Genomic DNA, 14533 nt, shown 5'->3' with positions numbered 1-14533 from the left:
AACGCCTGCTCTGCTATGGGAAAAGGGTGCGCGTACCTCCGAAGATGTCCCGCATTGTCCAGGCGTCGAAGCGGAGGAGCCGAGCGCTGCCCGCTGCGGCGGCGAGGCTCACACGTCCTCCCCCGAGGGTTGGGTACACCCGTGCCGTGAGCGGCTTGCCGTTCGCGAATATCTCGACGGCGGATCGGTCCACCAGGACACGCAGCGAGAAGCGCCCTTCGGCAGTCGGCACTGGCCCGGATTTCTCCTCGGCGTCCACGGTGGGATCCAGGCTGCTGCGGTTGCGATCGAGCCTGAGTGTCGCTGCCGGAGAATCCACGGGCAACGCCAACTCCACGATCGTTTCTTCGATCACGTTGCCGTGTTCATCTTCCGAACCGAGTAAGCCCAGGCGCACGACGGCACCGGGAGCGAGCTGTAGTTCGAGTTCGAGATCCAGTTGGTTACCGGCGATCCCGGGCACGGCACTCCCGGAACCAGGAACTGACCCGGCGGTCTCCGGGCCCACCAGCACACGCGGTTGCAATTGGACATGTCCATAACGCAGCTGCTCAATCTCCGGCATCGGCGCAAAATTCAGCGTGCCATCCGGCGCGGCAGTCGTCAGGCGGGGCAAGCTCATGACGCCGGACCACCCGGCCTCGGCCATGGCTGCGTCGCTACGTCCTTCCTGCATCCAGCCGAACATCACGCGGCGGCCGGACTCGTCCACAAAGGACTGCGGTGCGTAGAAGTAGCGTCCGCCATAGTCGAGCCTGTGCAACTTGGCCGGCTCGAAGGAATCTCCGGCGTAGCGGCCCGTCCAGTACAACGGGTGCCGGGTATCGCCGTCGTTCCAGGCAGAGAAGACGAGCACATCCGGCGCCGCCCGCTCGCTCGGAGAACCCAATGTCCCCGAACCCGACCGGAACAAGTCCACGCATTCCCACATGGTGCCCTGCCAATCAGCAGCCCCCGGGTCACCCGTGGATGCGTCCCCGATAAGCAAGGGCCCGACGTAGTTCCACGAGCGCAGGTCCTCGGACTCATAGAGGAACGCCGTGCCGCCGCGCCCTCGAATGCCCGAGCCCACCAACTGGCGCCACACCGTTCCCTCGCGCCACACGCAGTGGTCCCGGTAGGCCGTGATCTCGACGCCGGCCGGCGGGGCCGCGATGACCGGGTTTTCCGGCGCTTTCGTCCAGGTACGGAGGTCCGGAGAACCCATTGCCACGCAGGGAAGTTCGCGATCCCCGTGCCGCCCGGAGTACACCAAGGTAGGTGTACCGGCGTCGTTCACCAGCACGCCCGACCAGCAACCGTCGGCATCCGGGCCTTCCGACGGCGAGAGCGCCACCGGCTCGTCGATCCAGTTCACCAAGTCCGTGCTGGTGGCGTGGCCCCAATGGATGCGGTGGTGGAAGGCACCCGTGGGGTTGTATTGGTAGAAGAGGTGGTACGTCCCGCTCCACTGGGTCACCCCATTGGGGTCGTTGAGCCAACCCGCCGGGGAAACGAAATGGAAGCGGGGCCTGAGCGGATCGGCCCCGGCACGGGCCACGAGCTCGTCCTGCGGAACCGTGGCGAAAGGGTGGAACAATTCGGTCATGCTGAAGCCTGCGATTCTGTGGTGAGGGCGTTGCTCGCGGCGCCTGCCCGGGGCCGGTAAAGATGGCAGCGCACCCAATGCTGGTTGTCGACTCCTCCTACGCGGTGGCGGACCGGATGCCCGGCGGAGCACGGCTGTTCGGCGTCGCCGTCGAACGCGCACGACGTCGACGCCATGACTGCCTGCCTCAACCCGGCTCTGCGGACCGGATCGTAAGAGCCCGCCCGTGCGGGGTCGGGGACCGCGGAAACCAGCAGTTGCGTGTAGGGGTGCGCGGGGTTGGCCAGCAACTCCAACGATTCGCCCTCCTCGACGAGCTCGCCAGCGAACATGACCGCAATCCGGTCCGCGAGGTAGCGGGCAGAGGCGAGGTCGTGCGTGATGTAGAGCATTGAGATGCCTTGATCATCGCGGAGTTTGCGCATCAGGTTGAGGATCCCGATCCGCACGGAGACATCCAGCATGGAAGTGGGTTCGTCGGCCAGGATGACCTGCGGTTCCACGGCGAGCGCCCGAGCGATCGCGACGCGCTGGCGCTGGCCGCCCGAGAGCTCGTGGGGGTAGGAGTTGAGCATGTCCACTTGCAGGCCCACGGTAGTCATGAGTTTCTCGAGGCGGGCCCGGGTGTGTGCTTCGCTGCCGGCTTTGCCGTGGATCGCGAGAGAACGCCGCAGGAAGTGTTCCACCCTGTGAACCGGGTTGAGCGATCCAAAGGGATCTTGAAAGACCATTTGAAGCTGTGAGCGGTACTCGCGGGACGCTTGGAAACGGTCGCGCTTGAGGACGTCGACGCCGTCAAGCAGGACCTGCCCCGTACTCGGCTTCTCAAGCCGGGCGATACAGCGCGCCAAAGTGCTCTTGCCGGAACCGGATTCGCCCACGAGGGCAACAATCTCAGCGCGTTCCAAGGTGAGGTCCACGTTGCTGAGGGCCCTGACTGAGCGATGCGAGAGGAACCCTCCCAGCGGAAAGGTCTTGCTGAGGTCGCGGACCTCGAGGGCCGGCGTCGTACTCTCCGCGGCATGAGATGACATGCGGGACAAAACAGAGTTGCTCATCGCGTTGCTCCTTCCAGCATGGGCGCGAACGGTGCCACAAAATGGCCAGGGGAAAGCTCGGCGAGGTCCGGGATGTTGGTGAACTTCACGCCGTCGGGCAGGCCTGCAAGGGGAACGCGCGGGCCGGTGAGCGGCGGAAAAGCGCCCATGAGTGCCTGCGTGTACGGGTGTTGCGGGGCGGCGTGGATTTCTTTGGCCCTGGCTGTTTCCACGATCCGGCCGCCGTACATGACGGCCATGCGGTGCGAGAGCTCCACCATGAGGGACATGTCGTGGGTAATGAACAGGACCGAGAAGCCAAGCTCGTGCTGCAGTTCCTTGATCTGAGCCATGATTTCCTGCTGCACCACCACGTCCAGGGCGGTGGTGGGCTCATCGAGGATCAACAACGAAGGCTTGAGGGCCACCGCCATGGCAATCACAGCGCGTTGGCGCATGCCGCCGGAAAGCTGGTGCGGGTAGGACTTCAAGCGGGCGGGGTCGATCCGCACCAGCTCCAACAACTGGGACGCCCGGCGGAGTGATTCTTTCCGGGAGTAGCCTGCATGCGTGGTGTAGATGTCCACGATCTGCTCGCCGACGGTCAGCACTGGATTGAGGGAGTTCATGGCCGATTGGAACACCATGGCTACGTCCTGCCAGCGGAAGCGGCGCAGTTCCTCGGGGCTCATGGCCAGGACGTCCCTGCCGCCGAACTTGATGCTGCCCCCGGCAATCTTCGCGGGGTCTTTGAGCAGGCGCATGATCGAGTTGGCGATGGTGGACTTCCCACAACCGGATTCACCTGCCAGTCCGAAGACCTCGCCCGTGCCGATGCTGAAAGAAACACGGTCCACTGCGGTGGTGGAGCGGGTATCGCCGATGTATTTCACCGTCAGATCCCGGACTTCCAGGACGGGCTCATGGGAGCCGAAGGAGATTTGGGAGATGGTCATTGTGCGGCGCTCCTTCCGGGAGTGGCTATTTTCCGCAACGCTATTTTTCTCAGTCGAGGGTTTGTCACTTCATCCACCGCGTAATTGATGAGCGCCAAAGCAAAAGCCACCAGCGCAATGCAAAGGCCGGAGGGCACAAACACCCACCAACTCCCGGTCAAGAGCGCGCCCTCGTTGCCGGCCCAGTAAAGGTTGGTTCCCCAGGAGACGGTGCTGACATCGCCAAGGCCCAGGAACTCAAGACCGGCTTGGGCACCGATGCCGTAAATGACGCAGCCGAGCAGGGTTCCCATGACAATCGAGGCCATGTTCGGCAGGATTTCCCGGAACATGATCCAACCGGCCCGTTCGCCGGAAACCACGGCGGCAGCCACGAAATCCTTGGAACGGATGGACAAGGCCTGTGAGCGCAGCACCCGGGCGGATCCAGCCCAACCGGTCACGACCAGCACCAGGATCACCGTGCCCAGTCCCGGCGGGAGGAACGCAGCCAGGATGACCAGCAGAGGCAGCCCCGGCAGGAGCAGAAAAACGTTGGTGACCAAGGACAGTGCTTCGTCGATGACCTTGCCGAAATACGCGGAAGCCAGTCCCACCAGGATGCCCACAAACGTCGAGGCGAGGCCCACGGTGAGTCCTACGAAGAGCGAGCTGCGGGAGCCGTGGATGGTCAAGGCCATGACGTCCTGGCCCTTGGCAGTGGTGCCGAGCCAGTGTTCAGCCGACGGCTCCAAAGAAGCCATATCCGTGATGCGGGACGGATCGCCCGGGAATAGCACGGGAGCCAGCAGGGCCAAGGCGATGAACGCGAAGAGGATGGCCGCGCCCACCATGGCCTTCTTGTTGGTCAGGAGCCCGTGGACGAAGCTCTGCTTCGTTTTCCGTACACGATGGGAAAGCCCGACGGCGGGTGGCGGGGTGGCGTTGCCCGGAGGGGTCGCGCTGTCCGAGGTAGAGCCGGGGGTGACGTCCGCGGGAAGCTGCCCGCCGTCGTCGGGCGCCGGTTTCTGTTCCCCTGCGGAGGCGGGCGTGGTGATGGAGTGTGTCATCGCGTTCTCCTAGTTGCTGCGCACACGCGGGTCGAGGCGGACGTAGAGGACATCCACCAGGAAGTTGGCCAGGAGCACAGCGGCAGTGATGGTCAGGAACAAGCCCTGCATGAGCGGGTAGTCGAGGCCCTGGACGGCGTTGAGGAGCTGGTAGCCGACGCCCGGGTAGGCGAACACCACCTCGGTCAGGAGCGCGCCGCCCACCACAAAGCCCAGGCTCATGCCGAAGCTCGTCACCGAGGGGAGCATGGCGTTGCGGGCGGCGTAGCGGAACATGATGCGTCCGGGGCGCAGGCCCTTCGCTTCGGCCATGGTGATGTAGTCCTCGGCGTTGGTGGCGATCATGGTGTTGCGCATGCCGAGCATCCAGCCGCCGACCGACACGAGGACGATCGTCAACGCCGGAAGGACAAGGTGGGCACCGACGTCGCCGATGAACTCCCAGGTGAACGCCGGATCCAAGCCGTCGCTGAAGGCGTGCCGCAACGGTGCCCAACCGAGGGTCACTCCGAACAAGTACAGGGCTCCCATGGCCAGCCAGAAGTACGGGAAGGACCCAATGAAGATCAGGAGCGGCGGCAGTGCGGAGTCAATCGCGCCCCCGCGGCGCCAGGCGGCCAGGATGCCGAGAAGGTTGCCGATGATGGCGGCGAACACCAGGGCGGTTCCGCCCAGCACCAGGGTCCAGCCGATCTGGCTTGCGATAACCTCGGTGACCGGGGTGGGGAAACGCGAGATGGAGACACCCATCTGGCCGGTCAGGATGTTGTGCATGTAATCGACGTACTGTTCCCAGAGCGGCCGCGCATCGACGCCGAGCATCTTGCGCAGGGCTTCGAGCTGTTCGGGCTGCATCTTGCCTTGGGTACGGGCGAACATGCGTGAGACGGGGTCTCCCGGCATGAAACGCGGGAGCAGGAAGTTCAGGGTGATGGAGGCCCAGAAGGCGATCAGGTAGAAGCCCAGGCGGCGCAGGATGAAGCGCACGGTTGCTCCGTTCGGGAAAGTCGGGGTCCGGGACGACAGTGGTCCCGGTCGGGAAGGATGAAAAGGTTCTCGGCCGGTGGGAACCGGAATATGGCAACGGCGGCCACCGGCCGAGAACTGGCGCCGGCTACTTGCGCGGTTCCAGACTGGTCAGGACCAGGACCGTGGTGGGGGAGCGGTCAGAGAGCGTTGCGTAGGGGTTGTCCTGGGTGGGCCATCCCGTGAAGCGAACGTCCGTGTAGTCACCCCATTCGGGGCCGGAGAACAGCGGAACCGTCGGGGCCACCGCGTTGTATTCCGTCTGAAGCTGGTTCGCGATCTGCTTCTGCGCGGCTTCGTCACCTGCAGCAGCGAACTGTTGCAGGAGATCGTCGGCTTTTGGATCGCCGAAACGGTGGTAGTTCTCGGTGGCCTTGGCGCCCACCGGCTTGACGGTGGAGGTGCCCATGGTGGAGCTGAAGTACTTGAACGGGCTGGGGTCGTTCGCGCTCCAGACGATGCCGGTGTCGAACGTTCCCTGCTCGTAGCCGGAGACGACGGAGGCCCAGTCAGGGGAGTCCACCTTAGCGGTGACGCCGATGGCCTGGAGGTTCTGGGAGATCACGTTGGCCACGGAGAGCCAGTCGGAAGAGCTGGCGCCCACGGAGATCTTGAACTCGAAGGGCTTGCCGTCCTTGAGGGTGCGCTTGCCGTCCGCGCCTTTGGGGTAACCGGCGGCGTCGAGCATCTTGTTCGCTTCGTCGACGTTCAGCTTGGTCCAAGTGCAGTTGTTCGCCACATCGGCGTTCTTCCAGCTCGCGTAGTTGCCGGAGAGGCCTGTGCAGTCGGCCGGAGTGGCGTATCCGCTCATGCCGATCTTGGTGACCTGGTCACGGTCAACCGCCATGCTCAGGGCCTTGCGCACCGTCGCGTCATTGAACGGCGCCTTGCTGGTGTTCAACTGCCAGTTGATCATGGCGCCCGTCGGCGGGAACCAGAAGTGGCGGTGGTCCTTGTCCTTGGCGATGAAGGTCTTCTCGATGTTCGGAATGAACTGGGTGGACCAGTCCACATCACCGTTGACGCTGGCCAGGTTGGCGGCATCGTTTCCGGACATTGCCAGCATCTTGACGCCGGCGATCTTCTGCTTGTCAGGCTGCCAGTAGTTCGGGTTCTTCTTCAGCACGAAGGACTGGGACTGGAAGCTGTCCACCTGGGTGTAGGGGCCGGTTCCCACGGGGTTGGCGTTGGTGTCCTTCGCCGGATCGGCAATGGACGACCAGATGTGCTTGGGGAGGATGGGGAGCTGCCCGATCTCATAGAGCGCGGGGGCCCAGGGCTTGTTGAAGGTGAATGTCACTTTGTCCGTGCCCACCGGAGTGACGGAATCGAGGTACTCGAAGCCGCCCTTGAGCTTCTTCTGCAGCTGGAAGGTGTAGGCCACGTCATCGGCGACGAAAGGCTGCCCGTCGGACCACTTCACGCCGTCACGCAGGGTGAAGGTGACGGACTTGCCGTCCTTGGCAGCGTCCCAGGAGACGCCCAGCCAGGGGACGGTGTTGCCTTTGGCCGGGTTGAAGACCAGCAGAGGCTCGTAGATGGCCTGCTGGACCATGGGGTTCACAGTGGGGGCGAAGGGGTTGAAGTTACGGTCGAAAGTGCTCATGTCCTCACGGGGAATGGTGAGGAGAGCGTTCGCGTTGGAAGCCGCGGAGCCGCCAGACGAAATGCCGCTGTTGGCTGCACAGCCGGTGAGGAGCAGCGCCCCCACCGCCAGGCCGGCCGCGGTGATCCGCGCAGACCTCAAGAACCGGGATTGTGTCATGATGGTTGTCTCTTCCTATCTTTCATTACTGAACGGTGGGTTGGGGTTTTGTTCTTCAGTAGTGATTTCGCGGTCAGACTGAAGAACGTTCTAGCAGCGGACAGTCGACCAGTTGCTGGTCGGCAGCGATCGGCTGTCCTGCTGTGAGAGCTGCGAGCGTCTGGACTCCCAGGGCGCCCATTTTTTCGAAGGGCAACGCAACCGTGGTGAGCTTGGGCCTGAGGTAGGCCGCAATCAGTTCCTGGTTGTCGAAGCCGATCACGGCGATGTCTCCGGGGATGGTCAGTCCCCGTTCCTTGATGGCGTCATAGGCGCCCATCGCCATCCGGTCGTTGAGGCAGAACAGTGCTGTTGGCCTGCCTGCCCCGGCCGGATATCTGTCAAGAATTTCGCAGGCGGCCTCGTAGCCGCCATCCGCCGTCGCATGCCCTGAGACGACGAGTTCCGGGTCCAGTTCCAACCCGGCGTCCGCTAGGGCATCGCGGCAGCCTTGCAAGCGCCCGACCGCGGCGGGAATGTCCGGGTCCAGGTTGATGACGCCGATCCTTGTGTGGCCTGCTCGGAGCAAGCGTTCGACGGCGAGACGGCCGCCAGCGCGTTCGTCCGGGACGATCGAAGGGAGAATGCCGTCGGCGTCGAAACAGTTGATGAGGACGGTGGGAACCTCGCCGGCGCTTTTCGGAACATGCACTCCGCGGTGGTATGTGGCCGCGTAGAGGAGCCCTTCCACCCGCTGTTCCAACAGTTTTTCGATGGCGGCATCTTCAAGGCCCTGGTTCGGACCTACGGCATCGGCCTGGTCGGAGGGGGCGATGAGCAGGAAGCGACGATCTAGCCAAGCCTGGTCCTGAGCACCTTTGATGATGTCGACGGCGAACGGTGCCGTGACGATTTCAGTGACGATGCCGTACCAATCGCTGCGCTGGGAAGCCAACGCGCGGGCTCCGGCGTTGGGACGGTACCCCAGCGTATGTACGGCTTCGTTGATGCGGTTCCGGGTTTCCCCGGAGATGCTGGCATTCTCCCGGTTGCTCAAGACGAAGGAAACCGCCGTGCGGGAAACTCCCGCGTAGTTGGCGACATCAGTCATGGTCACGCCCCGCTGCCGCAGTTTGCCTGCGGGCTTGCCAGTGGGGTTGCTCTTCGCCATTGAATGCTCCGGATGCTTGGGGGACAACTAGTAGAAACTACTGGTAACGCGCGTTACTTGGAACGTGTGATTTAGGTTACGCGCGTTACTCGCAGCTGTCAACGGTTATCTGTCAGCGATCCATGTCCCCACCCTCGCTCACCTTTGGCGTATCCGAGCGAGCGTTCGGGATTTTGGCGTCATAGGTGAGCGAGCGTCTCAGGGGGACCCCGGGGTCCCGGCCAGGGGGCGGAGTGGCGCCGCTTAGGCGAATGCGGAGATGCCCGTAATCGAGCGTCCGATAATCAACGCCTGGACAGTCTCCGTGCCTTCATATGTGTGGATACCTTCGATATCGGCGAAGTGCCGGGCCACGCGGTTGGCCAACAAGATCCCGTTGCCTCCGAGCAGGTCGCGCGCGTTCGAGGCGATGCCGCGGGCAGTGCGCGTGCACGTGAACTTCGCGAGCGCCGCCTGCGCGGGAGCCAGCACACCCTCTTCGTCCAGCTTGGTCATCTGCATGACCATGAGCTGCATGGTGGCGAGCTCGGAGTGCATGCGGGCAAGACGCTCCTGCACGATCTGCGAAGCGGCCAGCGGGCGGCCGAACTGCCGGCGTTGGGCGGCGTACTGCACCGCGGTTTCGTAACAGGCAGTGGCGTGCCCGACGGCGGACCAGGCCACTCCCAGCCTGGTCGCCAGGAGCACCCGTGCCGTGTCCTTGAAACTCCGGGCACCCGGGAGCACGTTCTCCGCCGGGACGAAGACATTCTCGAGGCGTATGTGTGCCTGCCAGATGGCCCGGAGTGACAGCTTGCCCTCAATGGTCGTGGCGGTGTATCCGGGCGAATCCTGCGGGACAAGGTATCCGTGAACTTGCCCGTGGTCACCACGAGCCCAGACGACGGTCAGGCCGCCGATCGAGCCGTTGCCGATCCATTTCTTTTCACCGTTGAGCACATAACCACCCTCGACGGCCGTCGCAGTCGTCTCGAGTCCCACCGAATCGGAGCCGTGCGCCGGCTCGGTCAAGGCGAAGGCACCGTATTCCTCGGCCCGGGCAAGTGCTGGAAGCCAGTGGGCCTGCTGCTCAGCGGAACCGCATTCGGCCACGGACCGCAGAGCCAATCCACCCTGGACCGCGACCACCGTGCCGATGGAGCCGTCCCCGCGGCTCAGTTCCATCATGACCAGTCCGGCGGCGGTTTTACTCATTGCCGGGAATCCGTCGATGTTGATTCCGTCGCGAAGCAGATCAAGTTCGCCCAGGCGCTTCACTAAGTGCAGCGGGTACTCCGCGCGCTCCCAGTACCCCGCGATGACCGGGAGCACCTCGTCCTGGACAAACGTCCGCGCACGGTCCCAGTAAGCGCGGTCTTCGCGGCTGACGTCCCTGAAGACTGAGGCCGGGTCCGGGTCCAGGGATTCGTTCAGAATGTACTCGGGCTCCATAGTTCCGGCCGGGAAACCAGCCCCGGCCGGGAAAACGGCATCCAGTTCTTCGGAATAGCTATCGGACGTCGTCGTCATAGGGGAATCCTCGCTCTGGGGTTGCGATCTGCGACTCCTAGCATGCGCTGACACTCAGTTTCATGTCAAGGAACTCGATGTCAGCTGAGGATTTTGCTGGATCAAGGGCTAAGCCAGGGCGTCCCGGACCGCTTGAAGGATCTGTTCCGTACCGGCTGCCGGATCAAGGACAGCAACTACGACGGCGGGACGGCCGCCTTCCTCGGAAGGCGCTCCGGCTGGCACACTACTCCCCTCGCCGGCTGAAACCCGGGAAAAAGTATCGGCCAAAGCGCCCAATTCACGCCCGAGCCGGGCGGCCGACTCTTGGGCTTCGGCTTCCCGCGCATCACGCTCGCCGCGCTCGACGCCCCCGACGCGTTCGCCAGCAGCAATCGCCCGCAGCCATTGGCGCAGGACACTGTTGTGAACCGCAACTACCGCTGCGGCAAAGGCCACGGCAGTGACCCCCCGGCCTTCGCCTTCCGGCAGTGCGGAAAGGAGATGATTCCGGAAAGCCCGCTGATAGCGATGCGTCATGACCAGTTCACGATCACGAAGGGTAGGCACTTGATGCAGAAGTTCGTAGCGGGCGAGGGAGGTTTTGCGGTTGCCCACGTGGTGGCCGAAAACCAAGAGCGCCGCCTCCACGACGGCACGTAACGGATCTGCCGTCGTTCCCGCAAGGAACTCCTGGACCCGCGCCAGGATACGGTCGTGGTCGGCGAAAACGATGTCCTCTTTGGAGCCGAACTTGCGGAAAAACGTGCTTCGGCTGATCCCGGCGGCATCGGCGAGGTCGTCCACGGAGGTCGCGTCGTAGCCTTGCCGCACCAGTAGCTCGATTGCCGCGGCCACGGCAGGGCCTGGATCCGGATTGGCGGGGTAGTTGACCATAGGCGTGAATCTAACACGACGGCGTCACCGCACAGCCTTATGCGAGGCTAGGCTTCTGCCATGGCATTGATAGCTCCCCGTGTGACGCCTGGCCTGCCCGCGGACGACGCCCGGAACCTGGCGCGCTCACTCCAGGACAGCAACGACATCACCGTTTTCGTCGACGGCACGGTCCACCGCTTGCCGGATGAGGCGAGGGACGCCGTCGTCGACCTCCTTGGCAGGCTGGGCCGAGGCGAAGCGGTGACCGTCAGCAGCGTAGAGGAAATGCTCACGACGTCGAGGGCGGCCGAACTCGCGGGAATCTCGCACACCTACCTGCGAAACATGACCGACCGTGGCGAAATTCCGGTGGAATACCGCGGCACACACCGCCGCATCAGGCTCGCGGACATCATGGCATGGCTGGAAAACCAGAAGAAGACGGGCGCGGGCAACGAGGAAACCACCAGCGAGTAGCGGAACGCTAGGCGAGGGCCGCTTTGAGCGCCGCGTGGACCCAATCCCGGTAGCGCTCCAGTCCCCAAGCGAAATCCAACACGAGCGACCGGTAGGTGTCCGGATGACCCACCGACCAAATCACGGCAGCAGCTTGCTCGTCGCTCATTCCGGAAGTCAATGCCCCGCGCCGCCTGAGCGCAGCCGCTGCCTCCGCATAGTTCCGCAGCCGGATTTCGGCCCGGTCCCGCTCCACCTTTGCCGCTTCGGCGTCGACGGCGGAGGCCTGCCTCATGACGCTGAACAATTGGCTGCTTCTCGGATGTACCTCGGCGAACCAGTCGGCCAACAACGCTAGGACCGCCGCGGCGTCGGCGGCTGCGGCAGTCCGCTCGCGCATAGTCTCCGGGACCGGGCGGGGAGCATCCGGGCCCGCGGCCGTCGCGTCAACCACGGCCGAGAGCAGCGCAGCCTTGTTACCCACGGAGTTGTAGATGGTCTGGATAGCCACGCCTGCTTGCTCCGCAACGGCCCCGATAGTCGTGGCCACGTATCCCCTGCTCAGAAACAGCTGCCGAGCGGCCTCCACGACGGCGGCCTTGGTTGCGACAGCTTGGGCTAACCGCCTGTCATTGTGTCGGATTTCCACGCAAAAAGAATATCATTCTAGTGACTGGAATGCTATTCTAATGACCTCGAACACCTCAGGAGGCTTCGCGATGGACAGCAATAAGCCAGTGGACACCATAGTTGTGGGCGCCGGGCAGGCAGGGCTCGCCACCGGATTCCACCTCCAGAAGCACCGGCAAGACTTCCTCATCCTGGACTCGCAGACCCGCGTCGGCGACGTGTGGCGGAACCGGTGGGATTCCTTGCGGCTCTTCACCCCGGCGCAGCACGATTCCCTTCCCGGCATGCCGTTTCCCGCCGCCCGAGGCAGCTTTCCCGGCAAAGACGCCATGGCCGAATACCTCGAGGAGTACGCCAGGAGCCGGGAACTCCCGGTACGTCATGGTGCCCACGTCGTCGGCATCGAGCGGGAGGACGGCCGGTTCCGAGTACAGTCGGGCTCCGGGTCGATCCTGGCCAAGAACGTTGTTGTTGCCACGGGCCCGAACGCACAGCCAAGGATTCCGGCGTTCGCACAGGAGCTGGATCCCGGCATCCACCAACTTCACGGAGCCGAATACACCAACCCGGACTCGGTTCCGCCCGGAGATGTCCTGGTGGTCGGCTCCGGCACCTCCGGCGTCGAAATCGCCTTGGAGCTCGCACCTACCCACCGCACTTACATTGCCGGAACCCCTCCGTTCCACATTCCGGGCCCCGTAACGCGATACGCCGGCGGGCTTTGGTGGCTCTTCATCCACAACGTGCTGAACAGATCCACCCCTATCGGCCGTAAAGTCGCAGTCGGGTTCACCCAGCACGGCGCGCCGCTGATCCGGACCTCTACGCGAGAGCTCGACGCCGCGGGAGTCGCCCGCCTGCCACGCCTGGCGGGCGCCCGCGAGGGCCAACCCCTGACTGATGAAGGCCACGCGATCCCGGTGTCCACGGTGATCTGGGCTACCGGTTACCGACCGGACTTCGGCTGGATCCGAGGACTTCCCGCGGATGAGGACGGCTGGCCGCTCACCTGTCGGGGTGCCGTGGAACAACTGCCGGGACTGTTCTTCGTGGGTATGCCGTTCCAATACGGGCTGACTTCGGGTCTCGTGGGCGGGGTCGGCCGCGACGCCGAACACGTCGCAGGACTCATCGCCGGGCGGACCCGGTAAAACCGGTCATCCCGCCCGTTATTCAAATGTGACTTTTGCATGCCGGCTGTTGTACCGTCGAGGTGCGACCCAATCCCCAACTGGGCCGCTTCCGGATTGACGCCGAGCTCTGCCGCAACCCGGAATCCGCCAGACCCGCGGCAGAGACGGGGGACCCAGAGTCTCCGGGCCTACTTCTCCACAGGCCCTTGGGGTGAAGCCGCCATGTGCGGCCGGACGGCCTCGTCCGAACCCGACAGCTAACCTCGAAGGCGTTGAGAGGCAATCACCATGTCCCCAATCATGGATCAGCCTCGCCGTGCCCAAGTGGCGCGCGAGCGCATCAAACCAACCGGACGTCGTCGGGCCAAAGACAGCGAACCGTTCATTGCTGCATCGGCTTCTGAACCTTTGATTTCGACAGCGGACCCCGCCACCACGGCAACCCCGACGACGGCGGTGCCCACCACGCGCGCGGCCGCCCGCGCAGCCGAACGGAAGAGAGCTTCCCAAGCCAGCGAAACCGCGGCCATTCCGATAGTGGGTGCCGCGACCGTGGCTGCCCCGACAGCAGAACCCGCGACAGCCGCCATTCCGGCAGTGGCTACTCCGACGGTGGCTGCCGAGACGGCTGAGCCGGCCAAAACCGAGGAGGCAGCCACAACAGCACCTCACGCGGCACCCCGGGCCAGCGTCGGTCCGGTGACCTTTTCTGGTTCGTCCTTCAGCCGTGAACCACACGCAGTCCTCAAGAAGGCCGCCAGCATCCGGACGATGAGCAACCGAATGGCAGTGGTTGCAGGAGCCCTAGGCATCTTGTTGACCGCCGGTTCCCTGGGCCAAGCCCTTGAGTTGCCCTTCTTCGGCCAGGAATCCCGCGCCCAGGACGCTGCCAGCGCGGACAGCCAAGACTCCACGCAATCCGGCGCCCCTTCCACGACGGCAAGTACTTCACCCAGCCCCGCAGCATCACCTTCGGCAGCTACCCCAAGCGCCAAGTCCGGCCAGACCTCCACGGACCCGGCGCAACATTCGCCGCAAGGACCCGCCGCCGTCGAACCGTCGAGCGTCTCGGCGCCATCGATCTCCGTCCAGGTTCCTGCCATCCCGTCAGCACTGCCCCCAAGCCTCACCCCTGCGCCTGTTCCTTCCAATCCGGTTCCGGCCCAGCCTGCACCGGCGCCCAGCCCGGATCCGACCGGGCCGACGAACCCCACCCCGACGCCGGATCCGACCGGCACGCCCTCGCCTGCGCCCACAGGTTCTTGGAAGCCGCGGAACCCGGCCAGCCCTACTCCCACGCCACAACCCACGCAGTCGGGCGTTGATCTTGGGTCGATTTTGGACGCAGCAACCAAGGCCCTGCAGTGAGGATGGGA

At 64.3% G+C, this 14533-nt stretch carries 13 protein-coding genes and 1 riboswitch; of the genes, 3 read left to right on the top strand and 10 right to left on the bottom strand.

Annotation, left to right across the window (positions count from 1 at the left end; translation table 11 throughout):
* Positions 1–13: 13 nt before the first annotated feature.
* The 9 genes from AB4Z38_RS15920 to AB4Z38_RS15880 form a co-directional block, all read right to left on the bottom strand.
* Positions 14–1588 (bottom strand): glycoside hydrolase family 32 protein, encoded by a 1575-nt coding sequence (locus AB4Z38_RS15920; RefSeq protein WP_441430601.1) that lies wholly within the window; start codon positions 1586–1588, stop codon positions 14–16.
* A complete protein-coding gene (locus AB4Z38_RS15915) occupies positions 1585–2646 on the bottom strand; it encodes an ABC transporter ATP-binding protein (RefSeq protein ID WP_441430600.1) in 1062 nt (353 codons plus the stop codon). Before AB4Z38_RS15915 ends, AB4Z38_RS15920 begins: the two co-directional genes overlap by 4 nt.
* A complete protein-coding gene (locus AB4Z38_RS15910) occupies positions 2643–3581 on the bottom strand; it encodes an ABC transporter ATP-binding protein (protein ID WP_441430599.1) in 939 nt (312 codons plus the stop codon). Before AB4Z38_RS15910 ends, AB4Z38_RS15915 begins: the two co-directional genes overlap by 4 nt.
* Positions 3578–4630 (bottom strand): ABC transporter permease, encoded by a 1053-nt coding sequence (locus tag AB4Z38_RS15905; RefSeq protein ID WP_441430598.1) that lies wholly within the window; start codon positions 4628–4630, stop codon positions 3578–3580. Before AB4Z38_RS15905 ends, AB4Z38_RS15910 begins: the two co-directional genes overlap by 4 nt.
* 9 nt (positions 4631–4639) lie before the next feature.
* On the bottom strand, positions 4640–5617 hold the full coding sequence (locus tag AB4Z38_RS15900; RefSeq protein ID WP_441430597.1) for an ABC transporter permease: 978 nt from the start codon (positions 5615–5617) through the stop codon (positions 4640–4642).
* A 127-nt stretch (positions 5618–5744) separates the two neighbouring features.
* A complete protein-coding gene (locus AB4Z38_RS15895) occupies positions 5745–7421 on the bottom strand; it encodes an ABC transporter substrate-binding protein (RefSeq protein ID WP_441430596.1) in 1677 nt (558 codons plus the stop codon).
* A 73-nt stretch (positions 7422–7494) separates the two neighbouring features.
* Positions 7495–8571, bottom strand: coding sequence for a LacI family DNA-binding transcriptional regulator (locus tag AB4Z38_RS15890; protein WP_441430595.1), 1077 nt, complete (start codon positions 8569–8571; stop codon positions 7495–7497).
* A 243-nt stretch (positions 8572–8814) separates the two neighbouring features.
* Entirely contained in the window at positions 8815–10080 is a 1266-nt protein-coding gene (locus AB4Z38_RS15885) for an acyl-CoA dehydrogenase family protein (RefSeq protein ID WP_441430594.1), read from the bottom strand.
* A 108-nt stretch (positions 10081–10188) separates the two neighbouring features.
* On the bottom strand, positions 10189–10956 hold the full coding sequence (locus AB4Z38_RS15880) for a TetR/AcrR family transcriptional regulator (RefSeq protein WP_441430593.1): 768 nt from the start codon (positions 10954–10956) through the stop codon (positions 10189–10191).
* Positions 10957–11016: 60 nt separating this feature from the next.
* Here AB4Z38_RS15880 and AB4Z38_RS15875 point away from each other — a divergent pair, with 60 nt between their 5' ends.
* Positions 11017–11415, top strand: coding sequence for a helix-turn-helix domain-containing protein (locus tag AB4Z38_RS15875; protein WP_441430592.1), 399 nt, complete (start codon positions 11017–11019; stop codon positions 11413–11415).
* Positions 11416–11422: 7 nt separating this feature from the next.
* Here AB4Z38_RS15875 and AB4Z38_RS15870 read toward each other — a convergent pair whose 3' ends face one another.
* The gene (locus AB4Z38_RS15870; RefSeq protein WP_441430591.1) at positions 11423–12043 is read right to left on the bottom strand and encodes a TetR/AcrR family transcriptional regulator; all 621 of its coding nucleotides are present in this window, start codon (positions 12041–12043) and stop codon (positions 11423–11425) included.
* A 40-nt stretch (positions 12044–12083) separates the two neighbouring features.
* Here AB4Z38_RS15870 and AB4Z38_RS15865 point away from each other — a divergent pair, with 40 nt between their 5' ends.
* Complete coding sequence (locus AB4Z38_RS15865) at positions 12084–13175, top strand: flavin-containing monooxygenase (protein WP_441430590.1); 1092 nt, start codon at positions 12084–12086, stop codon at positions 13173–13175.
* A 117-nt stretch (positions 13176–13292) separates the two neighbouring features.
* Positions 13293–13443, top strand: a riboswitch (cyclic di-AMP (ydaO/yuaA leader).
* A gap of 2 nt (positions 13444–13445) precedes the next feature.
* Positions 13446–14525 (top strand): hypothetical protein, encoded by a 1080-nt coding sequence (locus AB4Z38_RS15860; RefSeq protein WP_441430589.1) that lies wholly within the window; start codon positions 13446–13448, stop codon positions 14523–14525.
* The last annotated feature ends 8 nt before the right edge of the window (positions 14526–14533 follow it).

Origin of the sequence: Arthrobacter sp. 2RAF6 (genome assembly GCF_052115205.1) — a bacterium.
Taxonomy (GTDB): domain Bacteria; phylum Actinomycetota; class Actinomycetes; order Actinomycetales; family Micrococcaceae; genus Arthrobacter.
The sequence above is the reverse complement of the archived record's forward strand: the minus strand, read 5'-3'. Positions and strand labels throughout refer to the sequence as shown.

Coding starts and splice junctions, on each gene's coding strand:
- AB4Z38_RS15885 (WP_441430594.1), bottom strand. CDS start 10,080: ATGACGACGACGTCCGATAGCTATTCCGAAGAACTGGATGCCGTTTTC.
- AB4Z38_RS15860 (WP_441430589.1), top strand. CDS start 13,446: ATGTCCCCAATCATGGATCAGCCTCGCCGTGCCCAAGTGGCGCGCGAG.
- AB4Z38_RS15880 (WP_441430593.1), bottom strand. CDS start 10,956: ATGGTCAACTACCCCGCCAATCCGGATCCAGGCCCTGCCGTGGCCGCG.
- AB4Z38_RS15875 (WP_441430592.1), top strand. CDS start 11,017: ATGGCATTGATAGCTCCCCGTGTGACGCCTGGCCTGCCCGCGGACGAC.
- AB4Z38_RS15865 (WP_441430590.1), top strand. CDS start 12,084: ATGACCTCGAACACCTCAGGAGGCTTCGCGATGGACAGCAATAAGCCA.
- AB4Z38_RS15905 (WP_441430598.1), bottom strand. CDS start 4,630: ATGACACACTCCATCACCACGCCCGCCTCCGCAGGGGAACAGAAACCG.
- AB4Z38_RS15910 (WP_441430599.1), bottom strand. CDS start 3,581: ATGACCATCTCCCAAATCTCCTTCGGCTCCCATGAGCCCGTCCTGGAA.
- AB4Z38_RS15895 (WP_441430596.1), bottom strand. CDS start 7,421: ATGACACAATCCCGGTTCTTGAGGTCTGCGCGGATCACCGCGGCCGGC.
- AB4Z38_RS15890 (WP_441430595.1), bottom strand. CDS start 8,571: ATGGCGAAGAGCAACCCCACTGGCAAGCCCGCAGGCAAACTGCGGCAG.
- AB4Z38_RS15920 (WP_441430601.1), bottom strand. CDS start 1,588: ATGACCGAATTGTTCCACCCTTTCGCCACGGTTCCGCAGGACGAGCTC.
- AB4Z38_RS15915 (WP_441430600.1), bottom strand. CDS start 2,646: ATGAGCAACTCTGTTTTGTCCCGCATGTCATCTCATGCCGCGGAGAGT.